Source organism: Pseudomonas sp. GW821-FHT07E12, from assembly GCF_058986605.1.
In genome coordinates, this window is the sequence record NZ_JBYSVX010000019.1 from 19,310 (window position 1) to 42,512 (window position 23,203).

Here is a 23,203-nt window from a genome sequence, read left to right on the forward strand (position 1 = left end):
CACTCCCGTCTCTTGCGGAAGTCGTATGCCCTCCGCGCCGATTTCCCAAAGGAGCCTTCATGTCGGACGTACTCGACGCCGCTGTGCTGGACCAGTTGTTCCGTACCGCCCGCACCTACAACGCCTTTCTCGACAAGCCGGTCGAGGACAGCCAGCTGCATGCGTTGTACGACCTGTTGAAATGGGGGCCGACCCAGACCAACTCGACGCCGGCCCGCCTGGTCTTCGTCAAGTCCAGGCAGGCCAAGCAGAAGCTGGCGCCAGCGCTCGACCAGGGCAATCTCGCCAAGACCCTGGCCGCACCGGTCACGGCGATCGTCGGCTACGACGAGGATTTCCACGAAAAGCTGCCGTACCTGTTCCCGCATGCCGATGCGAAGAGCTGGTTCGACGGCCCCCGCGAAAGCCGTCATCCGGCGGCCTGGCGCAGCAGCTCCCTGCAAGGGGCCTACCTGATCCTGGCCGCGCGTGCGCTCGGCCTGGATGCCGGGCCGATGTCCGGTTTCGACAACAGCAAGGTCGATGCCGCCTTTTTCGCAGGCAGTTCGGTCAAATCGAACTTCCTGATCAATCTCGGCTATGGTGATCCGGCTGGCGTTTACCCACGCCTGCCCCGCCTGAGCTTCGATGAGGCTGCCCGCATCGAATGATGCGATTGGCCTGTAGTCCCACGGTCCTCGTCCGTCCGTAGTCACAACCGTCTTTTCCCATCGTTCTCGGAGAAACAATCGTAATGAACACCACGCAGAAGCTGCTGCTCCCGTTGGCCCTGACCCTGGCCATCGCGGCCTGCTCCAAGCCGGCCGATCAGAACGGCGCGCCGCCGCCTCCGGGTCCGGCCCCCGCCGAAGGCGCCGCACCGCCGCCGCCGCCGCCGGGTGCTCCGGCTCCGGGTGCTCCGGCCGCCGAGCCGATCAAGGCCGTTTCGGGCACCTACACGCTCGACCCGACCCACACCGACGTGCTGGTGCAGTGGAGCCACTTCGGTTTCTCCAAGCCTAGCGCCCACTTCGGCATCACCGAGGGCACGCTGGTGTACGACGCCGACGACGTGAGCAAGTCCTCGGTCACGGTCACCATCCCGGTCACCGGTATCGACAGCTTCGTGCCGAAGCTGGACGAGCACCTGAAGGGTGCCGACTTCTTCGACGCGGCCAAGTTCCCGAACGCCACCTTCAAGAGCACCCAGGTCGTGGCGGCGGGTCCGAACCAGTTCGACGTCACCGGCGATCTGACCGTCAAGGACCAGACCAAGCCGGTCACCCTGCACGTCACGCTGAACGGTGCGGGTGAGCATCCGATGCTGAAGAAGCAGTCGATCGGTTTCAGCGCCACCGGTACGATCAAGCGCACCGATTTCGGCGTGGGCAACTACGCGCCGAACGTCAGCGACGATGTGCAGCTGAGCATCACCACCGAGGGTGCGATCGCTGATGCGGCTGCGCCGGCGGCGGCTGAAGAGAAGAAGTAAGCGTCGCGGTTTGTTTTTTTGCGATGTTTGGAGGCCCGCCGTTTGGCGGGCCTTCTTCGTTGTGGGGTTGGGGTTTGCCCATTGTTGTTTTGGCGCGGTGTTTTTCAGCGACCGATGGGTTGACCGGGCGGAAATCCAGCGTCTTCTATGCCATCTCTCTATCGTCGTCCCCGCGCAGGCGGGGACCCAGTGACTTTTGCTCCATTCCTCTACCGTCCTCTGCCATCTATCTACCGTCATCCCCGCGAACGCGGGGGCGAGGCGCCACGGCTTGCGAGCCGCTGGCTCGCGTGGTGCTGAGCGCCGTCGGGCTATGCCTGATGGCCGGGGATCGGACGTTCGTGCAGGTGGCGGTGATCTCGTAGAGCGAAGCTTGTGCTTGCATCCTTTTTTGGGGCTCCGCTGCTCTTGCGTTTGATTTTTCGTTGAAAGCAACAGCAAAGGCCAAGGCTTTCGCTCCTTCGGAGCGAGTTACCTTTCTTTGCTCGTGCAAAGAAACGTAACCCAAAGAAAGCACGCCCCAGTCCTCGCGCCCTCCGCTGCGCTACGGGTCCACTGCGCCAGCGGGATTTTCTGACGCGGCATCCATGCCGCGGCAGAAAACGACGTGCATCCATGCACGTCGCCCTTCGGGTTTTTCCCGCTGGCTCCGTCGCTGCGGATGGGGGGGCCGGAAAGTCAAAAGCAAAGAGCGACAGCAAAATCACGAGCAACGGCAACGGCAACGGCAACGGCAAAAGCCGTCTGGCTCAGCCCTCGTCGTCTTCCGGGCCGGCTTTCCAATAGCCCGTCGCGCGGATCGAATGCGCATCTACATGCAGGTGGCCTTCGACGAACTTGCGCATCATGCGGGCGCGCCTGGATTCGGTGGCGATCCAGTAGAAGGTGTCGCCATCCTCGGGTTCGAAATCGCGCAGGACGTCTTCCAGCAAGGTGCTGGTGGCGGCGTCCACGCCGTTGCGCTCGAGCCAGTGGATGCGCACGTCGGCGGGGCTTTCCAGCAGCTGGCGTTCGCTGGCGTCGGCGATTTCGATGAACACCTGCGCTTGCATGGCTTCGTCCATTTCCTCCAGCCAGCGGCCGATTGCCGGCAAAGCGGTTTCGTCGCCGATCAGTACGTACTGGTCGTAATCGTCGGCGACCACGAACGAGCCGCGTGGGCCGCCGATGATCAGTGTGTCGCCGGGCTGCGCGTGTTCCGCCCAGCTGGATGCCGGGCCGTCGCCGTGCAGTACGAAGTCGATCACCAGCTCGCCGGCCTCGGCGTCGTGGTGGCGCGGTGTGTAGTCGCGCATCGGTGAGGGCAGTGCGCCTTCGGGCAGTTGCGGGCCTTGCGGCGTCATCGTCGGGGTGACGATCTCGCCGTTGGCATTCGGGAAGAACAGCTTGATGTGGTCGTCCGGCGCGGCGCTGTGGAAGCCTTGCAGTTGCTCGCCGCCCAGCACGATGCGGCGCATGTGCGGGGTTACTTGCTCGGTACGCAGCACCTGCAGTTCGCGGCGGCGGACTTCATGGCGGACCAGCCGGTTGTCGTGGGTAGTCATGGTGTTTCCTGTGGGAGTGGGGCGCGGATGGAGGGCGCCGTCGGTGTGGGATGAGCTTGTGGGAGGGACTTCAGTCCCGAAGGGCTTTGCCGGGAAGGCTTGTCGGGACTGAAGTCCCTCCTGCAAAAAAGCTGGATGAAGCGGCTGGCCGGTCACGAGGCGTCTTCCATGCCGTCGGCGGCCTGGTTGAGCAGGGCCGCCACGCGTGCGATCTCGGCTTCGTCCCAGCGGCCGTGGCGGGTGATCAGGCCGCGTTTGATCCGGCGCAGTGCGTCACGCACCGGTGCGGGCATGTTGGCCCTGGCGATTTCGCGTGCGCTGCGGTGGGTGCGCATCAGCGCGGCCTCGATCGCCTCGCGCTCGGTCTCGGTCTGGGTGCGGCCGGCGACGGTGATCGCGTAGCGCTTGCGGCCGTCATCCTCGTCGGCCTCGATCCAGCCGTGGCGCTCCATCTGCGCCAGGGTCGGGTACACCGCGCCGGCACTGGGCGTATAGACGCCGGCGAACAGCTCGGCGATCAGCCGGATCAGCTCGTAACCGTGGCGCGGCTGCTGCTCGATCAGTGCCAGCAGTAACAGCCGCAGGTCGCCATGGGCGAGGGCACGGCTGCCGCGACCCCGTCCCGGCCCGTGGTCATGGGCCGAAGCATGGGCGAACAGGCCTGAGAGAATTCTGGGTGGGCGCATTTCGATATGTCGATTCAAGTGATAAAACGATATATCGAATTGAAGAGGGACAGCAACCGGCACGCCGATGCCGGCCACGAAGCATTCAGCTGAAACCCTTGCTGCACTGCGGCTCGACAACGGTGCGTGGATATAATTATGTTGTTATTACAGCGACATCATGAGCTGGAACCCGCATGAGCCGGACCTGGGATACCTTGGCAGAGAGCCGCCGCCAGCGCCTGCAACGCGCCGCACCACTGGCGCGCGGCGGGCATCGCGTCGCCGCGGCCGACACCGTGGCGCTGCTGGAGGCGGTGATCGAACCGGGCGACCGGGTCTGCCTGGAGGGCAACAACCAGAAGCAGGCCGATTTCCTCGCCCAGTGCCTGACCCAGGTCGATCCGGCCCGCGTCCACGATCTGCATCTGGTGCAGTCGGTGCTGTCGCTGCCGGCACATCTGGACGTGTTCGAGCGTGGCATCGGCAAGCGCCTGGACTTCTCGTTCTCCGGTCCGCAGGGCGCGCGACTGGCGGCGCTGGTGGCGCAGGGCGCGATCGAGATCGGCGCGATCCACACCTATCTGGAACTGTTCGGCCGCTACTTCATCGACCTGACCCCGCGCGTGGCGTTGATCGCCGCGCAGGCCGCCGATCGTCACGGCAATCTCTACACCGGCCCGAACACCGAGGACACGCCGGTGATCGTCGAGGCCACCGCGTTCAAGGGCGGGATCGTGATCGCGCAGGTCAACGAGGTGGTGGACACGTTGCCGCGCGTGGACATCCCGGCCGATTGGGTCGATTTCGTGGTGCAGGCGCCGCGTCCGCACTACATCGAACCGCTGTTCACCCGCGATCCGGCGCAGATCTCCGAGATCCAGGTGCTGATGGCGATGATGGCGATCAAGGGCATCTACGCCGAGTACGGCGTGGACCGGCTCAACCACGGCATCGGTTTCGATACCGCCGCGATCGAACTGTTGCTGCCGACCTACGCCGCCTCGCTCGGATTGAAGGGCAAGATCTGCCGGCACTGGGCGTTGAATCCGCATCCGGCGCTGATCCCGGCGATCGAAAGCGGCTTCGTCGAATCGGTGCACTCGTTCGGCTCTGAGCTCGGCATGGAGCGCTACATCGCCGCGCGCCCGGATGTGTTCTTCACCGGTGCCGATGGCTCGATGCGCTCCAACCGCGCTTATTCGCAGACGGCCGGGCTCTACGCCTGCGATCTGTTCATTGGCTCGACCTTGCAGGTCGATCTGCAAGGCAACAGCTCCACCGCCACGCGCGATCGCATCGCCGGTTTCGGTGGCGCGCCCAACATGGGCTCGGATGCGCGCGGTCGCCGCCATGCCAGCGAAACCTGGCTCAAGGCCGGCCGCGAGGCGGCACGCCCTGGCGAAATGCCGCGTGGACGCAAGTTGGTGGTGCAGATGGTGGAGACCTTCCGCGAGCACATGGCGCCGGCGTTCGTCGACAAGCTCGATGCCTGGGAACTGGCCGAGCGCGCGGCGATGCCGCTGCCACCGGTGATGATCTACGGCGACGACGTCAGCCATGTGCTGACCGAGGAAGGCATCGCCAACCTGCTGCTGTGCCGCACGCCGGAGGAGCGCGAACAGGCGATCCGTGGCGTGGCCGGCTACACCGAGGTCGGCCTGGGCCGCGACCGGCGCATGGTCGAGAACCTGCGCGATCGCGGCGTGATCCGGCGCCCGGAAGATTTGGGCATCCGCACCCGCGATGCCACCCGCGATCTGCTCGCCGCGCGCACGGTCAAGGACCTGGTGCGCTGGTCCGGTGGGCTGTACGCGCCGCCGCAACGTTTCCGCAACTGGTGAGGGCCGATCGATGGAGACCCTGAATTACCGTTTCGACGGCCGAGCCGCTGCCGTTGCCGCGCGCGATCACGCACTGGTCGGCGTGGTCGCCTCCGGCAACCTGGAAGTGCTGGTCGAGGTCGTGCCGCTGGATGGCGCGATGGAAATCGTGATCGTCACTGCCGCGCGCGGTTTCGGCGCGATCTGGAAGGCGGTGCTGGACGACTTCGCCGCGCGCCATCCGCTGCGCGACGTGCGTATCAGTATCAACGATGTCGGCGCTACCCCGGCGGTGGTCAGCCTGCGTCTGGATCAGGCAGTTGAAGTGCTGCGGGAGGGTGAGGCATGAGCACGGTGCATCGTAGGAGCGGGTCTACGTGGCCTCGGGCCATCAGCCGCGATCGGGCCTTCCCGGTAAAGCCTCTCGCGACTGAAGTCGCTCCTACAGGAGCTCATGCATGACGGCCATCGCCACCACCCAGCGCAGCTTCTACGAAGCCGACGCGCGTGAACGCATCGCCGGACTGCTCGATCCGGGCAGCTTCCATGAGTTCGTCGGTCCGCGTCGGCGCCTGAGTAGCCCGCATCTTGCGCAGCTCGATCAGCCAGGCGCGTTCGACGACGGCATCGTCGTCGGCGAGGGGCACCTGCGCGAGCGCCCGGTACTGGTCGCCGCGCAGCAGGGCGAGTTCCTCGGCGGCGGCGTCGGCGAGGTGCACGGCGCCAAGCTGGTCGGCCTGTTGCGGCGTGCGCTCGCCACGCGGCCGGCGGCGGTGCTGCTGTTGCTGGATACCGGTGGCGTGCGCCTGCACGAAGCCAACGCCGGCTTGATAGCAATCTCGGAGATCATGCGCGCCACACTCGACGTACGTGCCGCCGGCATTCCGGTATTGGCACTGGTCGGTAGTGGCAACGGCGCATTCGGCGGCATGGGCATCGTCGCGCGCTGTTGCAGCGCAGTGATCATGTCCGAGGAAGGGCGCTTGTCGCTGTCCGGGCCGGAAGTGATCGAAACCGTGCGCGGCGTGGAGGAATTCGACGCACGTGACCGCGCGCTGGTCTGGCGTGTCACTGGCGGCAAGCATCGCTATCTGCTCGGTGAAGCGGCCACGCTGGTGCCCGATCGCATCGACGCATTCGCGCAGGCCGCGCTCGATGTTCTCGATCAACTGCGCCCGCCCGAGTCGGACGAACAATCGCTGGTCGCGCTCGAAGGCGAGCATGCGCGCCTGTCGCAACGCATCGACGCCTACGGCGACTGCCGCGACGGCATCGAAATATGGGAGCGCCAGGGCATTGCCGATGCCGAGCAGCTGCCGCTGCTGGATACCGCCGATTTCCTCGCCGCCACCGCCGACCGGAGGGCGTCATGGTATTGACCGAATTGCTCGACCGTCTGTTCCCGCGTGGCCACGGCATCGCGGTGAATGATGGTGTGATCACCGGCAGCGCACACACCAATGCAGGCGAGGTCACCGTGATCGGCACCGCCGATCGGCTTGAGGTCGGTGTCGATCACGCATTGGCATTGGCTGCGCAGGTAATCGCCAGCACCCGCGCGCATCCGCAGCGGCCGATCGTGATGCTGGCCGATACCGCCGGCCAGCGCCTGTCGCGGCGCGACGAATTGCTCGGTATCAACGGCTACTTCGCGCATCTGGCCAAGTGCCTGGATCTGGCACGCCGCCGTGGTGCGCGGTTGGTCACGCTGATCCACGGTGAAGCGGTCAGCGGTGGCTTCCTGTCGTTCGGATTGATGGCCGACCGCATCCACGCACTCACCGATGCGCAGGTACGCGTGATGGACCTGCGCGCGATGGCGCGGGTGACCAAGCAACCGTTGGAGAAACTGCAGGCGCTGAGTCAGGCTTCGCCGGTGTTCGCGCCCGGTGTGGCCAACTACGTGGCGATGGGTGCGGTCGAGTCGCTGTGGCAGGACGACCTCGCGCAAGCGCTGCTCGACGCGCTGGCCGCGCCGGTGCAGGGTGATTTGCGCAGCACCCGAGGCGCCGAGCGCGGTGGACGCACCTTGTCGCGCGATGTCGCCGACGCCGTGGCGGCAGGCGAGGCCTGAGATGCCGCTGCCACGCCACACGCTGGTCTGGCTCGATCCGCATGGCGGCTGGCAGGCACTGCAGCCGGCGGTGCAGGAGCAGTTGCGTGCGTGGTTCGCGCAGGGGCGACCGGCGATCGTCGCGCGTCGCGATGATGGCGCCGACGACGGTCAACTATGCCTGGGCGTGCCGCTGCCGCCGGATCTGGGCAAGCGCCGGCTGGCGCTGCGTGCCGATGGTCATGCGGTGCGCCGCCACACCCCGCCATGTGCGCTGGCGGATGTGCTCGCGCTTGCCCCCGAGGATTGGCGCGCTTCGCTCGATGCATTGGCGCGTGCGGCCGGCGCTCACGGTCTGATGCCGAGGGTGTTTGGCAGTTTTGCCTGGCAGGCGCTGACCGGCCTCGCCTATGTCGGTCCGGATTCGGATGTTGACCTGTTGTGGAGCGTGGACGATGCGCGCCGTGCCGGCACGGTAGTCACCTTGCTGCAGCGCTGGGAGGCTGCGCATGGGCGTCGTGCCGATGGCGAGCTGGTCCGTGCCGGCGGCAGTGCGGTGAACTGGCGCGAATACGCGTCCGCCGCCGCGCAGGTGCTGGTCAAGCGTCACGATGGCTGCATGCTGCGGCCGCGCGACGACTTGTTCATGCAGCGGAGCGCGGCATGAAATCCGCGCATGCCGTTCTCGACGTCGCTTCGCCCCCGGTGTCGCCGCTGGCGCGGCGGCTCGGTCGATTGGCGGTGGCGGCGCTGTATGCGGAACTTGCGTTGGCGCCGAAGCCTGGGCTGGTCACGCCGTTCGACCGTGGCAGCCATGACGACATGGACGCCTCGACCTTCCTGCGCAGCCTGTTCGCGCTGCGCGGCTACTTCATCGCGATGGCCGAGGCCGGATATCGCGATGCGCCGTTTTCCACGTTGCGCACGCTCGGACTCGATGCCGAGGTGGTGATGCAGCGCGCCACCGGTGGCATCAATACGCACCGCGGCGCGATCTTCAGTCTCGGCCTGCTGGTCGCGCAGGCGGCACGATTGCGGGCGTTGCATCGTGGTGTTCCACGCGCCGAGCAGGTCTGTCTTGCGGTCGCCGATTGGCGCGATGCACTGCTGGATGCACCGCTGGATCCTGGCAGCCACGGCCAGCGCGTTCGCCGTGCGCACGGCGTGGCCGGCGTACGCGAGCAAGCCGCGGCGGGGTATCCGATCCTGCGTGAGATCGCGCTGCCGACGTTACGTGCCGCGCTGCGTGACGGGATTCCATGCGAGGCCGCATTGGCGCAGACGCTGATGGCGCTGGTCGCGCAGGTGCAGGATCTCAACCTGCTGCATCGCGGTGGTCGTGATGGCTTGCGTCTGGCGCAGGGTCTGGCACGTGGCTTTCTCGTCGAGGGTGGCGTCCGTCGATCGGATTGGCGTGAACAGTTGGACACGATCGGGGCATGCTTCGTCGAGCGCCGGCTCAGTCCTGGCGGCAGTGCCGACCTGCTGGCCTGCGCCAGCTTCCTGCTTGCCCAGGAGGACGCATGAGCCTGGCGTTGCTGTGTCCGGGGCAGGGTGGCCAGCATGCGCGGATGTTCGATCGCGTGTCGGCGGCACCGGCCGCTGCGCCAGTGCTGGGTGTTGCCGCCGAGGTACTCGGTCATGCACCGCGAACACTCGCCGCCGATGAGGCGCGCTACATCAATGGCATCGCGCAACCGCTGGTCTGCGCAGCCACGCTCGCGCATTGGCGCGCGTTGCAGGCGCAACTGCCGACGCCCGCTTTGGTGCTTGGTTACAGCGTCGGCGAACTGGCTGCGCACGCGATCGCCGGCAGTTTCGACGATGCCACTTGCCTGCGGCTGGCTGCACGCCGTGCCGCGCTGATGGATGCGGCCAGCCCTGCCGATGCCGGCCTGCTCGCAGTGACCGGGCTGTCGCGCGGCAGTTTGGTGGCGCTGTTGCGCCGATACGAGGCCGAACTGGCGATCGACAATGGCGAAGACCATGTCGTACTGGGAGGCCTGCGTAGCGCGCTCGACGATATCGCCGCTGAAGTTCAGGCACGTGGCGCACGCGCAACGCTGTTGCCGGTGGCAGTTCCTGCGCACACACCATGGCTGCGTGCCGCTGCCGAGGGTTTCGCGCGGGTGTTGGAGCAAGCGCCGCTACGCGCACCGGCGATCACCGTGCTGGCCGGTGTGGATGCGCAACCGGTTCGCGACGCCGCACGCGTGCGCACCATGCTGGCCGTGCAGATCGCGGCGACCGTGCAGTGGCAAGCGGTGATCGCGCAGGCGCTAGAGCGCGGCGCCACGGTGTTTCTCGAACTCGGGCCGGGCACGGCGCTGGCACGAATGGCGCGCGAACTGGCGCCGCAGGTTCAAGCGCGTTCGGTGGAGGATTTCCAGACGCTGGAGGGCGTCGTGGAATGGACGCGGCGCGTCAGTGAGCGCGGTGCAGGTTCTGGATTTTCGTAGGAGCGGCGTCAGCCGCGATGGGGCTTGTACGCGGCACGCCCCATCGCGGCTGACGCCGCTCCTACGGGAGCGTAGCTAAACCCCAGAGTGGCGGGCGGCCACTCGCAAGCGAATCAGGTGTCTCGGGAGGGCGCATGAGTCCGGAAATCATCACGATCATCGGTCTGGTGGTCATGTTCGTTGTATCCACGGTGTTGCCGATCAACATGGGCGCGGTGGCGTTCGCGCTGGCCTTTCTGATCGGCGGGATCTGGCTGGACCAGGACGGCAAGGCCGTGCTGGCCGGCTTTCCCGGCGATCTGTTCCTGACCCTGGTCGGCATCACCTACCTGTTCGCGATCGCGCAGAAGAACGGCACCATCGATCTGCTCGTGCACTGGGCGGTGCGCGCAGTACGCGGGCATATCGTCGCCATCCCCTGGGTGATGTTCGTGGTGACCGCGGTGCTGACCGCATTCGGTGCGCTCGGCCCGGCGGCGGTGGCGATCATCGGCCCGGTCGCGCTGCGCTTTGCCAAGCAGTACCGGATCAATCCATTGATGATGGGCTTGCTGGTGATCCATGGCGCGCAGGCCGGCGGCTTCTCGCCGATCAGCGTGTATGGCGGCATCACCAACAAGGTAGTCGAGAAGTCCGGACTGGAAGTCACCGAAATGGCGGTGTTCCTGACCAGTCTCGGCTTCAACCTGATGATGGCGTTGATCTGCTTCTTCGCGTTTGGCGGCATCGCGTTGCTGCGTCGGCGCGAGGAGCCTGTACCCGCCGCAGTCGGCAACGGTGGCTCGCAGGCGTCCAGTCGCGTGTTCGCGATCGAAGGGCACGGCGCCACCGTCAGTGCCGGCCAGGGCCTGCTCTCGCACGATGCGGCCGAACTGGACGCGGTGCGCCTGACCCGCGATCGTGCGATCACCCTGGTCGGCCTGCTGGGCCTGGGCATCGCCGCGCTGGTCTACAACCTCAACGTCGGGCTGGTCTCGATCACCGTCGCAGTGGCATTGGCATTGCTGTCGCCTTCGTCGCAGAAGGGTGCAGTGGATGGCATCAGCTGGTCCACGGTGCTGCTGATCAGCGGCGTGGTGACCTACATCACCGTGCTGGAGAAGGCCGGCGCGGTGGATTTCATCGGCAATGGCGTCTCCGAGATCGGCATCCCGCTGCTGGGCGCGCTGCTGGTCTGCTACGTCGGCGGCATCGTGTCGGCATTCGCGTCTTCGGCGGCGGTGCTGGGCGCGACCATTCCGTTGGCGGTGCCGTTCCTGTTGCAGGGGCACCTGAGTGCGGCGGGCGTGATCTGCGCGCTGGCGATCTCCTCCACGGTGGTCGATGTCAGTCCGTTCTCGACCAATGGCGCGCTGGTGGTGGCGTCGGCGGCCAAGGACGAGCGCGAGGCGTTGTTCCGGCGCTTCCTGGTCTATAGCGGCCTGGTGGTGGCGCTGGGGCCGCTGGCAGCGTGGCTGATCTTCGTGGTGCCGGGCTGGATGTGAGGCCACAGCTGCGCCGTGGAGGCCGACCCCTGCCTCCACGTTCGTCATCCCCGCGCAGGCGGGGGCGAGGTGCCACTGCTTGCGAGCCACTGGCTCGCGTGGCGCTGAGCGCCATCGGGCTATGCCCGATGGCCGGGGATCGAAGATCCAGCGTCCTGGCCTGGGTAGGGCACAAGGCACGGGGTCGCTGTCTGCACGGGGACGACGGGACCCCCGCTAGAATGACGCATTCTCCGTTCCTGGCCACTCCGTCACGATGACGCTCGCTCCTGCTCCACGCACCGGCAAGAAACGCGTGCCGCTCTACGAAGAAGTGGCCGAGCGCCTGCGTCAGAAGATCTACGATTACGAGTTGCCGCCCGGCGAATGGATCGACGAGCCGGCGCTGGCCGCAGAACTCGGCATCAGCCGCACGCCATTGCGCGAGAGCCTCAAGCTGCTCGCCGCCGAGGGGCTCGTGCAGCTCGACGCCGGTCGCGGCACCCGCGTGATCCGCCTGTCGCTGGAAGACCTCAACCAGCTGTTCCCGGTGATGGCGATGCTGGAGGCACGCTGCGCGCACGAGGCGGTGCTGCGCATCGACGACGCCGGTCTGGCGCAGCTGGAACAACTGCACGCTGACATGGAAGCCGCCGCCGCACGCGGTGACGTAGCCGAGTACTACCGCAACAACTACGTGATCCACGAGACCGTGCAGGAGTACGCCGGCAATCCATGGCTGATCCGCGTCACCCATGACCTGCACCGCATTCTCAAGATGCACCGCGGCCGTCAGCTGCTGACGCCGGGGCGCATGTCGCAATCGCTGGCCGAGCATCGCGAACTGATGGCGTGCTTCCGTCGCCGCGATGCCGAGGCCGCCGAGCAGACCATGAACCGGCATCTGCTCAGCCAGGGCCAGGCGCTGGCGGCCTATGTCGCCAGCGGCGGCATGCTCAACGTACCGGCGCCGCTGCCGAGCCAGGGCGGCGCCTGAGCGGCGAAGGTATGTCGGCGAGCCACCCGCTCGCACACGCCTGAACGCCCGGCGCGGCTGTCACGGCATTGTCATTGAGACGGAGCAGGCTCCGCAGCTTGCCTGTTCCGGGGTGGCGCCCGGGTCATCCGCCGCCCGGACCGTTCGATGCTCGCGCGCCTGTTCCTGCAATGCCGGCCTTCGTTGAACCGCTATTTCATGCGCCGCCGCACCGCCGCCTGGGACGCCGAGGATCTGGTCCAGGAGGTCTATCTGCGATTGCAGCGCAGCCAGATCCAGCTCGGCGAGATCGCCAATCCCGAAGCCTACCTGTTCACCATCGCCTCCAATCTGCTCAAGGAGCAGGCGCTGCGCCGTCAGCCCGAGCTGCGCGGCGCGCAGCAACTGGACGATGTGGAGAGCGATCTTGCGGTGCCGTTCGAAGGCGATCACCAGGTGCAGGCCGAACAACGCCGTGAGCGCCTGTCGACGCTGATGGAGCGCCTGCCGCCGCGCTGCCGTGCCGCCATGGTGCTGCGTTATCGCGACGAGCTGGAATACCGCGAGATCGCCGAGCGCCTGTGTATTTCCGTGCCGATGGTGAAAAAACACATCGCACGTGGCGTGGCGCTGTGCCGCCAGGGGATGGCCGGTTATGCCTGAGTCCTCGCCCCGCGCGATGCGGCTTGCCGCCGAGGCTGCCGCGCATTGGTACCTGATCCTGCACGACGACAGCGAACCGACGCCGGTCGAGCGCGAAGCGTTCCTGGCATGGTTGCGCGTCTCGCCGCGGCATGTCGCCGAATACCTGGCGATCGCCGAACTGCATGGTGATCTGCCGGCGGCCGCGCGACTCCTGCCGGCGAGCAGCGAGCAGTTGAGCGAGCAGGCGCTGCGCGACGATGGCGTGGTGGTGCCGCTGCGTTTGGCTTCGCAGGTGAGAAGTACATCGGCACCGCGCAAATCGAGAGTAAGAAAGAACACTGCTGGCTGGGCGATGGCAGCGATGCTGGTGCTCGGGCTTGGCTTCGGCTTGGTGTGGCTTGGCCGGCCGACTGCGACAGCTCCGGCGCAACGCTACGTCGCCGACGCGGATGCCCCGCGCGAAGTGGAGTTGTCCGACGGCAGCCGCGTCAGCCTCGATCGCGGCGCGGCGATCGAAGTCGCGTTCGACACGGCGGCGCGTTACATCGTCCTGGTGCGCGGCAATGCCTTGTTCGACGTCCACCACGACCCGGCCAGACCGCTCAGCGTGCGTGTCGGAGACGTCGCGCTGCACGATATCGGCACCGTCTTCAGCGTGCATCGCGACGACACCGGCGCGAACGTGACCGTACTCAGCGGCCGCGTGCAGGTGCGACCGCCGCTGCCACGTTGGTTCGCGCGCTGGCGCCCGTCGCCCGGGCTGCTGGCCGACCTGCATGGCGGCGAGCGTGCGCAGGTGAATGCACGCGGCGAAGTGGCGAGCGTGGATACCCACGCCGACCTGGCCGACGCCACCGCGTGGCTGCCCGACGAAGCCACCCTGCACGACCTGCCATTGGCCGAGGTTGCGCGCCGCTTCAATGCCTACACGCTGACGCCGCTGGCGATCGAGGACACCGCACTGGCCGCGCGTCGGGTCAGCGGCGTGTTCCATCTGCGTGATTCCGAGGCTTTCGTGGCCTACCTCGCCAGTCTTCCGGGTGTGCATATCGAACACGAGCCTGATCGTATCCGCGTGCTGGCTTCGCGCTAGAGATACCTTTCCGGATTTTTCTCGTCATTCCCGCTTTCGCGGGAATGACGAACTGAAATTCCCCCGGTGTGCCGTAATCGCAGAGCCTCAATGCTTCAGCCCGCAGAAACAACAACCCCGTCGTCCCCGCGAAGGCGGGGATGACGACCTCAACTATGCGTGCCTAAAACCCTGTCAAAAAAAATTCACGAAACCCAGGGTATCCCCCGCGCCTCAACCCGCACTCAAGCATCAGGTCAGTCGCACCACGCGACCCAGCCCCTCCCTCCGGATCGATGCCCACCATGCGCAACCCGCTCGCCCTCCAGATCGCCCTGCTGCTCGGTACCACGATGCCTGTCGCTGTTTACGCAGCGCCGGCCGCAGTCAGCTCCGCACCTGCCATCGAGGCCGCGCCGCTGGACAGCGCGCTGGAGCAGTTCGCCCGCAGCAGTGGCCTGCAGCTGATCTACGATCCGGCCACGGTCGCCGGACGTCGCAGTCCAGGCGCCCCCGCCGGTCTGCCACCGGCACGTCAGCTCAAGGCGCTGCTGGCCGGCACCGGTCTGCAGGTGCAGGCCCTGACGCCGAATTCGGTCAGCATCGTCGCCGCGCCGGCCGAGGCCCCGGCAACCGCCGCCACGCACGCGCCGAAGGCCAAGGACGACGACGATCGCGACGCTGCCCCGCGCGATCTGGCTCCGATCAACGTTGTCTCCAACCGCGTCGACACCCTCGCGCCCAGCGCCGCGCCACTGGAAGCGGTGCAACCGACCTCGGTGATCGATGAGCGCTTCATCCGCGATGGCCTGCGTTTCAACGCCAACTACGACGACATCATCAAGTACGCGCCGAGCGTCAGCGTCACCTCGCCGGAAGGCCCGGGCCTGGGCAAGAACGAAGGCATCTCGATCCGCGGCTTCCAGGACGGCCAGTTCAACATCACCTTCGACGGCATCCCGTTCGGCGATGCCAGCGACCTGCACCACACCACCTCGGCGTACTTCAACAACCACGTGCTCGGCCAGGCCGAGATCGACCGCGGCCCTGGCGGCGGCGCCACCATCGGCAACGCCACCTTCGGCGGCACGCTTGGACTGCGCTCGCGCGATCCGAGCCAGGTCGATGGTGTCACCGTCTACACCACCGCCGGCAGCTGGAATACCTACGCCTACGGCGCAACCATCGAGCAGCACGTCGGCAGCAACACGCGCGTACTGCTCGACGTCTCCAAGGAAAGCAGCGATACCTACCTCAAGGGCACCGACGACCGCCGCGAACACGCCTTCCTGAAGACCATCACCGACCTGGGCGAAGCCATCACACTGACCTTCGTCACCAGCTACAACCAGGAACACCAGAACACCGTGCAGGGTGCGACCAAGGCGCAGATCGCCGCGCATGGCTGGCGCTACGGCCTGGGCAACGATCCGACCCTGCAGAACTACACCGGTTACAACGATGCGGCCTACTACTCCAGCTTCAGCTACCTCGCGCTGACCACGCGCCTGGGCGACTGGGACATCGACAACCGCGTCTACGCCAACACCTTCGACCACCGCGCCGACAAGACCACCACGCCGACCAGCGAGAGCGCATCCGACAACGGCGTGACCTTCTACGACGCCACCGGCAAGAAGATCGGCAAGTCGTCCACCGACGTGCCCGGCAAGAGCTCCGCGAACGACTACCTCGCCTTCGGCGACGTGCTGCGCGTGGCGCACGACTTCGGCCCCGGCCGTTTGGAAACCGGCGTGTGGGTGGAGCGCAATCTCGACCACCGCTACCAGCTGCCGGTCGACATGACCACCGGCGCCACCAGTGGCACCAAGTACGGCTATCTCTACAACTACAAGTTGAACGATCGCACCGACACCGTGCAGCCGTATCTGCAATACGACTGGCGCCTGACCGACGCGCTCACCCTGACCCCGGGCGTGCGTTACTCCAGCGTCACCCGTCAGCTCAACGCCGAACTCAACAAATCCTCGCCGCCGGTCGCGTCCTATACCGAGGCCACCTACGATGCCGCGCTGCCTTCGCTGAGCCTGCACGACGCGTTGAACGACCACTGGAGTGCCTACGCGCAGGTAGCACGTGGTTTCCTGGCACCGCCGATCGACGTGATCGAACTCAACGGTTCCAGCAGCCTGAAGCCGGAGCTGACCACCAACTACCAGATCGGCACCACCTACGCCGACAGCCGCCTCACCTTCGGCGCCGACATCTACTACATCAACTTCAGCAACTACATCAGCGAAACCGAAGTCACCACCAGCAGCGGCACCGAGGATGCCTACGTCAACGGTGGCGGCGCGATCTATCGTGGCGTCGAGACCGAGGCCACCTGGGCGTTCAACTCGATGTTCAGCCTGTATGGCAACGCCAGCTACAACGAGGCCACCTACAAGGATTCCAGCGTGCAGGTCGCCGCCACCCCGCGCGTCACCGCCGCACTCGGCGTGCTCTACAACAGCGGTACCGGCTGGTACGGCTCGCTGATGGACAAGTTCACCGGGTCGCAGTACGGCCTGGACAACACCACCGACAGCAGTGGCAACACCGTGTTCGCCAACAGCGAGCGCCTGGGTGCCTATTCCAGCGTCGATGCCGCCGGCGGTTTCCGCAGCGATCACGGCCCCTGGGGCTTCAAGGGTTACTCGGTCAGCGTGGACGTCAACAACATCTTCGACACGCACAAGCTGATCGGCTATGCCGGTGCGCGTTCGACCGATGGTGAGCCGTTGTTCTTCGGCCTGGCCGGTCGCGGTGTGTTCCTCGACCTGTCGATGAAGTTCTGAGGTCCACCATGCGCTCGCTCCATCATTTCCAACACCGTCGTCCCCGCGCAGGCGGGGACCCAGCGCCTTCACGCATCAGCACCCAGCTGTCGAAAGGGCCGCGTCTACGCGCGATCGTGCTGATCGCGCTATTCGCCTGCGCAGTTCCGTCATGGGCCGCCCATGACGCAAGCAACGACACGCCGCAGGTCCGCCTGTCGATCGTACTGATGCGCCACGGCATGCGCTCACCCACGCAATCCAACGACACGCTGGACCGCTACAGCGCCGCACCGTGGCCCACATGGACAGCGCTACCAGGACGCATCACACCTCACGGCCACGAAGGCCTGGTCGCACTCGGCGCACGCTATCGCGCAATGCTCGCCCCCTCGCTCGGCGTGGCCACCGGCTGCAAAGGCGCTACACGTATCGCGATGATCGCCGACAGCGACAACCGCAACCACGTCAGCGCGCGGGCACTGACGCAGGGCATCGCGCCCCGCTGTGGCATGAGCTACCGCGCACTGCCGGAAGGCGAGGACAACCCGCTGTTCGGCAGCGACGACCTGCCGGCGCCCTCCGCCACCGTGGATGCCGACACGCGCGCTCGCCTGCACGACCTGCAAGCATTGCTGCTCGACTGCCACACACAGGACTGCACCACCGTAGCCCGCGCTCAGGGCCGCACCCCGCTGTACGACCCGGCCACCCTCGATGATCCGCATGCCGCAGCCAAGGCCCTCAAGCTCGCCGGCGGCCTCGCCGAGAACCTGATGCTCGAATACGTCGAAGGCATGCCACTCGATCAGGTTGGCTGGGGACGTCTTGACCGCGCTGGTGTTGAACGCGTGATCGCCCTGCACAACATCTCCTTCGCACAGGCCAAGCGACCGCTGCCGGCGGCTTCCGCCAATGCCTCCAACCTGCTCGCACACCTGCTGGGCACGTTGCAGGCCGCTGCCGGCATCAAGCCCGGCGCAGCTTCGCTGGCGACGCAGGATACGCGCCTGCTGTTCGTCGTCGGCCACGACACCAACCTCGCCAATCTCGCCGGACTGCTCGGCATCGATTGGACACGCAGCGATCGTGCCGATGCATATCCGCCCGGCAGCGCATTGGTATTCGATCTGATCGGGCAGGGCGCACACGCCCGGCTACGCATCCGCACCTTGATGCCCAGCCTGCAGGCGCTGCGCGACAACCGCTACGACGGCGATGCGATCGCCAGCGACACATTGCCGCTGCCCGCCTGCAACGGCCATCGCGAATGCCCGTTGTCGACCATCGCGACTTGGCTACAGCCGCGACTGGATACCAACCGCATCCAGCCCGAACTGCCCGCGATGCAAGTCTGGCCGACGACAACCAGAAACCCGCCGTAGAACCGTAGGAGCGGCGTCAGCCGCGATGAAGCTTTACCGGCACACCTTCCACCACACCTGCCACTGCACGACATCCAGTCGCATCGGTAACGCCCCATCGCGGCTGACGCCGCGCCTACCCAGGATTCGCCAGCCGCAATGCCGCAACGCACCATTTCCATAGCGAATAACGCTCATTCCACAAGCGAATGAAGGCGGCAAAATCCCTGCATTTTCTGCTCCATACGCCACCGTAACCCCTAGTCGCGCAGGGGGCGTGCGTTACACTTCGGAGTTCAAGAAATCATTGCCGGCGCACACCCATGTGCGCCTTGGGAGCGCTGCTAATGAATTGGTTGAACGAAGTGCTGCAGAACGATCCGAACCCGCTTGAGACCCAGGAGTGGCTCGAATCGCTCAAGGCGGTCATCGATGTCGAGGGCCCGGAGCGCGCTCATCAACTGCTGGAAGGCATGGTCGAACAGACGCGTCGCGCAGGCGCCTATCTGCCGTTCTCGCCGACCACCGAATACGTCAACACCATCGCCCCCGCCAACGAGGCCAAGAGCCCCGGTGACTCGGCGCTGGAGTGGAAGATCCGTTCGATCATCCGCTGGAACGCGATGGCCACCGTCGTGCGCGCCAACCGCAAGCCCGGCGACCTCGGCGGCCACATTGCCTCGTTTGCTTCGTCGGCCACGCTGTACGACGTCGGCTTCAACCACTTCTGGCGCGCCCCGAGCGAAAACCACCCGGGCGACCTGCTGTACATCCAGGGCCACAGCTCGCCGGGCGTCTACGCCCGCGCCTTCCTGGAAGGCCGCATCAACGAGCAGCAGCTCGACGCCTTCCGCATGGAAGTCGATGGCAACGGCCTGTCGTCCTATCCGCACCCGTGGCTGATGCCCGAGTTCTGGCAGACCCCGACCGTGTCGATGGGCCTGGGCCCGCTGACCGCGATCTACCAGGCACAGTTCATGAAGTACCTGGAGCATCGCGGCCTGATCGAGAAGTCCGACCGCAAGGTGTGGTGCTTCATCGGCGACGGCGAGTCCGACGAGCCGGAAACCCTCGGCGCGATCGCGCTGGCCGGCCGCGAAGGCCTGGACAACCTGATCTTCGTGGTCAACTGCAACCTGCAGCGCCTGGACGGCCCGGTGCGCGGCAACGGCAAGATCATCCAGGAACTGGAAGGCGTGTTCCGTGGCGGCGGCTGGAACGTCATCAAGCTGCTGTGGGGCTCGTACTGGGATCCGCTTCTGGCCAAGGACACCACCGGCATCCTCAAGAAATTGATGATGGAAACCGTCGATGGCGAGTACCAGAACTGCAAGGCCTTCGGCGGCGCGTACACCCGTGAGCATTTCTTCGGCAAGTACGCCGAGACCCGCGAGATGGTCGCCAGCCTGTCCGACGACGACATCTGGCGCCTCAACCGTGGCGGCCACGATCCGCACAAGGTCTACGCCGCCTATCACCAGGCCGTGAACACCAAGGGCATGCCGACCGTGATCCTGGCCAAGACGGTCAAGGGCTACGGCATGGGCTCGGCCGGCGAGTCGCTCAACCCGACCCACCAGACCAAGAAGCTCGACGACGAGTCGGTACGCCACTTCCGCGACCGCTTCAACATCCCGGTCACCGACAAGCAGCTGGAAGACGGCCAGGTGCCGTTCTACCACCCCGGCCCGGATTCGCCGGAAGTGCAGTACCTGCAGGAGCGTCGCGCCGCGCTCGGCGGCTACCTGCCGTCGCGCCGCCCGAAGGCGACCAAGTCCTTCACCGTGCCCGGCCTGGACAAGTACGAGCGCCTGCTCAAGGACAGCGGCGAGCGCACCTACTCCACCACCATGGCGTTCGTGCAGTCGCTCAACATCGCCCTGCGTGACAAGGAACTGGGCCCGCGCATCGTGCCGATCGTCGCTGACGAAGCGCGCACCTTCGGCATGGAAGGCATGTTCCGCCAGATCGGCATCTACGCCCCGTTCGGCCAGAAGTACAAGCCGGTCGATGCCGACCAGCTGATGTACTACCGCGAGGAAGAATCCGGCCAGGTGCTGCAGCAGGGCATCAGCGAGCCGGGCGCGATCGCCTCGTGGATGGCCGCCGGCACCAGCTACTCGGTCAGCGACGTGCCGATGCTGCCGTTCTACATCTACTACTCGATGTTCGGCTTCCAGCGCGTTGGCGACATCGCCTGGCAGGCCGCCGACATGCGTACCCGTGGCTTCCTGCTCGGCGGCACCGCCGGCCGCACCACGTTGAATGGTGAAGGCCTGCAGCACGAAGACGGCTTCAGCCAGGTCATCGCCGGCTCGATTCCCAACGTGCGCAGCTACGACCCGACCTTCGGCTACGAAGTGACGGTGATCCTGCAGCACGGCATGAAGGCGATGATGCAGGACCAGGTGGATGAGTACTACTACATCACCCTGATGAACGAGAACTACACCCACCCGGAAATGCCGGCCGGCTCGGAAGAGGCCATCATCAAGGGCATGTACCTGCTCAAGGACGCCGGCAAGCCCAAGAAGGGCGAGCTGCGCGTGCAACTGCTGGGCAGCGGCACCATCCTGCGCGAAGCCATCGCCGCCGCCGAACTGCTGGACAAGGACTTCGGCGTCACCGCCGACATCTGGTCCTGCCCCAGCTTCAACGAGCTGCGTCGCGACGGTTTCGACGTCGAGCGCTGGAACCGCCTGCATCCGGAAGCCGAACCGCGCAAGGCCCACGTCACCCAACTGCTGGAAGGCCGCCAGGGCCCGGCGATCGCCGCCACGGATTACGTGCGCCTGTTCGCCGACCAGATCCGCAGCTTCGTGCCGACGACCTACAGCGTCCTGGGCACCGACGGCTTCGGCCGTTCCGACACCCGCGCCAATCTGCGCCGCTTCTTCGAAGTGGACCGCTACTACATCGCCCACGCCGCGATCGCGGCCCTGGCGAAGGAAGGCAAGATGACCGGCAAGGACGTGGCCAGAGCGATCAAGCAGTACAAGATCGATCCGGAGAAGGCTAATCCGGTTGGGGTTTGATTCTCACAAAGAAAGGCGGCCATGATGGCCGCCTTTCTACTTTTATGTAGGGCGGGACATGGGAAGTCGAGTCTCAAAGTCGTTGCTAAGTAAGGGGTTTTTCCCCAAAGAGTTGCCCCCGATATTTAGCAGTGAGATGTTTGCAGCCAAGATTGGTGTTCTAAGAAAGCAAGACTTCGGCGAGGCTGGGAAAAAGCTCGCGTGGACCAGCTGCGATTCCTTCAGCTTTCCCCATTCGAGAGTGGGGCGAAGGGTTGCCTCATTGGCGAATCCCAAGCCATTTTTTGCATTGGCCGAGTTGATTTCCAAGCACTGGAAAGACATCTCTCCACTTTATGATCGTTCGCATTTTTCATTCAGCAGGCCAAAATTCAATACGAGAAGCCGCGCTGTATCATCCAGTAATTTTGACGGATTTAGAGAGTCACTGATTACGCGAGCAGCCGGATACTCGTACGTGCTGCATGCGGACTTTTCAAGATATTTTCCGACCATATATACCCATGCAATCGAATGGGCAGTGCATGGGAAAGCAAAAAGCAAGTTGAATTTAAAAAAGAAGAAGGCGGCCAAAGAGTGCCTGTGGGGATCATCCTTCGACAGCGCTATCCAGGCAATGCAGGATGGTCAAACCCAAGGGATCCCCATAGGACCGGATACATCTTATGTTGTTGCCGAAGTTATGGGGGCGGCCATTGACAAGGAATTTTTGAATCTGCACGGCCGGCCGGTAGTTGGTTCACGTCTGATCGACGATTACGCGCTTTTCTTCGAGACTCGCTCCGAGGCTGAGGAGGCTCACACTAACCTAGTACGAGCGGCAGCCGAGTACCAGATTGCATTGAATGACGAAAAGACCTATGTCGAACCGATAAAGGGGTCTTCCAAGGAGGGATGGGTCTACCAGCTTCGGGAATTCGGAGGAGAGACCACGTCCGAGCAGCGTAGGGAAATGCTTAGGTTCACCGATCTTGCAATATCGATTGTCGAAAGTAAGGGGATTCCTTCTGCTGCTAGATACGCTGCAACCGTTCTCGCGCGCCAGACCATACATCAACGAAACATTGACCTTCTTGTGGCCTGCCTGCTGAGGCTTGTAGCGTACAGCTCAGATGTGATTCCGGTGTTCGTCGAAGCAATAATCGGGTATCACAGGGTTGGCTACAAGGTGGATAAGCGTCCGATAGCCACTTATCTGGGATCAGCATTTCCGCGCTTTGTTGAACTGGGACATGACAAGGAATCTATTTGGCTGCTATGGCTTGGAATCTGTCTGAAGGTTCGATTGCGAGATTCGGTAGTAAAAGCCGTTGGTGCTAGCCGCTGCTCTTACGTTTTGCTGCTCGCAAAATTCGCAGAGGAGAACGGGTTATGTAAGGCAGTGAGGCAGAGTGTGCTTCCGGCCCATCTTACTGCTGATGATTTCCGTTCCGCGAATTGGCTTCTCGCTTACGAAGGTGCGATTAGAGGCTGGTATGGATGGTCGTCTAACGACATCACTGGTTCTATCCTCGAGCCTCTTGCGGCGCTGGACATCAGATTCATGGACTTCACTGCGGTTCAGAAGAGTCGCATAACAAAAAAGGGGGGGATTTCCACTGCGGCTGCGACCGATAGTCCGGTAGCGGATGGTGAAGCGGACGAGGATTGGGATGATGTCGACTTCGATGATCTTGATGATTTGCTAGACATTGCAATGGACCCAGACTCTTATGGGTACATGAGTGAAGACGAAGAAGACGAAGAAGACGAAGAAGAGGAAGAAGAGGAAGAAGAGGAAGAAGAGGAAGAAGAGGAAGAAGAGGAGAAATTCCATTCGACGTATTAAGTTGTGAACAACGGATCGAAAAATC

19 protein-coding genes are annotated in these 23,203 nt (G+C 64.8%); 17 read left to right on the top strand and 2 right to left on the bottom strand.

Annotated elements, in window-relative coordinates; genetic code table 11:
- The first annotated feature begins 59 nt into the window (after positions 1–59).
- A complete protein-coding gene (locus AC3WJE_RS12065; RefSeq protein WP_493731046.1) occupies positions 60–650 on the top strand; it encodes a malonic semialdehyde reductase in 591 nt (196 codons plus the stop codon).
- Between the two features lie 83 nt (positions 651–733).
- Positions 734–1,471 carry a YceI family protein gene (locus AC3WJE_RS12070; protein ID WP_493731047.1) on the top strand — a complete coding sequence of 246 codons (738 nt, stop codon included), beginning with the start codon at positions 734–736 and terminating at the stop codon, positions 1,469–1,471.
- A 749-nt stretch (positions 1,472–2,220) separates the two neighbouring features.
- Here the strand turns inward: AC3WJE_RS12070 and AC3WJE_RS12075 are convergent.
- Together AC3WJE_RS12075 and AC3WJE_RS12080 are read right to left on the bottom strand one after the other, a co-directional pair.
- Complete coding sequence (locus AC3WJE_RS12075) at positions 2,221–3,015, bottom strand: siderophore-interacting protein (RefSeq protein ID WP_493731048.1); 795 nt, start codon at positions 3,013–3,015, stop codon at positions 2,221–2,223.
- 152 nt (positions 3,016–3,167) lie between these two features.
- Positions 3,168–3,701 (bottom strand): PadR family transcriptional regulator, encoded by a 534-nt coding sequence (locus tag AC3WJE_RS12080; protein ID WP_493731049.1) that lies wholly within the window; start codon positions 3,699–3,701, stop codon positions 3,168–3,170.
- 176 nt (positions 3,702–3,877) lie between these two features.
- Here AC3WJE_RS12080 and mdcA point away from each other — a divergent pair, with 176 nt between their 5' ends.
- The 15 genes from mdcA (at position 3,878) to AC3WJE_RS12155 (ending at position 23,178) form a co-directional block, all read left to right on the top strand.
- Entirely contained in the window at positions 3,878–5,524 is a 1,647-nt protein-coding gene (gene mdcA, locus AC3WJE_RS12085; protein ID WP_493731050.1) for a malonate decarboxylase subunit alpha, read from the top strand.
- Between the two features lie 10 nt (positions 5,525–5,534).
- Positions 5,535–5,852: a malonate decarboxylase acyl carrier protein gene (gene mdcC / locus AC3WJE_RS12090; RefSeq protein WP_493731051.1), complete on the top strand. Its 318-nt coding sequence runs from the start codon at positions 5,535–5,537 to the stop codon at positions 5,850–5,852.
- Between the two features lie 109 nt (positions 5,853–5,961).
- Positions 5,962–6,882 (top strand): biotin-independent malonate decarboxylase subunit beta, encoded by a 921-nt coding sequence (locus tag AC3WJE_RS12095; protein ID WP_493731052.1) that lies wholly within the window; start codon positions 5,962–5,964, stop codon positions 6,880–6,882.
- Complete coding sequence (gene mdcE / locus AC3WJE_RS12100; RefSeq protein WP_493731053.1) at positions 6,873–7,577, top strand: biotin-independent malonate decarboxylase subunit gamma; 705 nt, start codon at positions 6,873–6,875, stop codon at positions 7,575–7,577. Before AC3WJE_RS12095 ends, mdcE begins: the two co-directional genes overlap by 10 nt.
- A 1-nt stretch (position 7,578) precedes the next feature.
- On the top strand, positions 7,579–8,223 hold the full coding sequence (mdcG, locus tag AC3WJE_RS12105) for a malonate decarboxylase holo-[acyl-carrier-protein] synthase (protein ID WP_493731054.1): 645 nt from the start codon (positions 7,579–7,581) through the stop codon (positions 8,221–8,223).
- The gene (mdcB, locus tag AC3WJE_RS12110; RefSeq protein ID WP_493731055.1) at positions 8,220–9,083 is read left to right on the top strand and encodes a triphosphoribosyl-dephospho-CoA synthase MdcB; all 864 of its coding nucleotides are present in this window, start codon (positions 8,220–8,222) and stop codon (positions 9,081–9,083) included. The genes mdcG and mdcB overlap by 4 nt, the downstream gene beginning before the upstream one ends.
- Positions 9,080–10,015, top strand: coding sequence for a malonate decarboxylase subunit epsilon (gene mdcH, locus AC3WJE_RS12115; RefSeq protein ID WP_493731056.1), 936 nt, complete (start codon positions 9,080–9,082; stop codon positions 10,013–10,015). The genes mdcB and mdcH overlap by 4 nt, the downstream gene beginning before the upstream one ends.
- A 134-nt stretch (positions 10,016–10,149) precedes the next feature.
- Positions 10,150–11,499 carry an SLC13 family permease gene (locus tag AC3WJE_RS12120; protein ID WP_493731057.1) on the top strand — a complete coding sequence of 450 codons (1,350 nt, stop codon included), beginning with the start codon at positions 10,150–10,152 and terminating at the stop codon, positions 11,497–11,499.
- Between the two features lie 256 nt (positions 11,500–11,755).
- A complete protein-coding gene (locus AC3WJE_RS12125) occupies positions 11,756–12,475 on the top strand; it encodes a GntR family transcriptional regulator (RefSeq protein ID WP_493731058.1) in 720 nt (239 codons plus the stop codon).
- A 147-nt stretch (positions 12,476–12,622) separates the two neighbouring features.
- Entirely contained in the window at positions 12,623–13,117 is a 495-nt protein-coding gene (locus tag AC3WJE_RS12130) for an RNA polymerase sigma factor (protein WP_493731059.1), read from the top strand.
- The gene (locus tag AC3WJE_RS12135; RefSeq protein WP_493731060.1) at positions 13,110–14,192 is read left to right on the top strand and encodes a FecR family protein; all 1,083 of its coding nucleotides are present in this window, start codon (positions 13,110–13,112) and stop codon (positions 14,190–14,192) included. The genes AC3WJE_RS12130 and AC3WJE_RS12135 overlap by 8 nt, the downstream gene beginning before the upstream one ends.
- A gap of 284 nt (positions 14,193–14,476) precedes the next feature.
- Positions 14,477–16,972, top strand: a complete 2,496-nt coding sequence (locus tag AC3WJE_RS12140; protein ID WP_493731061.1) for a TonB-dependent receptor — start codon at positions 14,477–14,479, stop codon at positions 16,970–16,972.
- Positions 16,973–17,088: 116 nt separating this feature from the next.
- Positions 17,089–18,336: a histidine-type phosphatase gene (locus AC3WJE_RS12145; RefSeq protein ID WP_493731062.1), complete on the top strand. Its 1,248-nt coding sequence runs from the start codon at positions 17,089–17,091 to the stop codon at positions 18,334–18,336.
- Between the two features lie 326 nt (positions 18,337–18,662).
- Positions 18,663–21,350: a pyruvate dehydrogenase (acetyl-transferring), homodimeric type gene (gene aceE / locus AC3WJE_RS12150; RefSeq protein WP_493731063.1), complete on the top strand. Its 2,688-nt coding sequence runs from the start codon at positions 18,663–18,665 to the stop codon at positions 21,348–21,350.
- 136 nt (positions 21,351–21,486) lie between these two features.
- Positions 21,487–23,178 carry an RNA-directed DNA polymerase gene (locus AC3WJE_RS12155; protein WP_493731064.1) on the top strand — a complete coding sequence of 564 codons (1,692 nt, stop codon included), beginning with the start codon at positions 21,487–21,489 and terminating at the stop codon, positions 23,176–23,178.
- Positions 23,179–23,203: the final 25 nt, after the last annotated feature.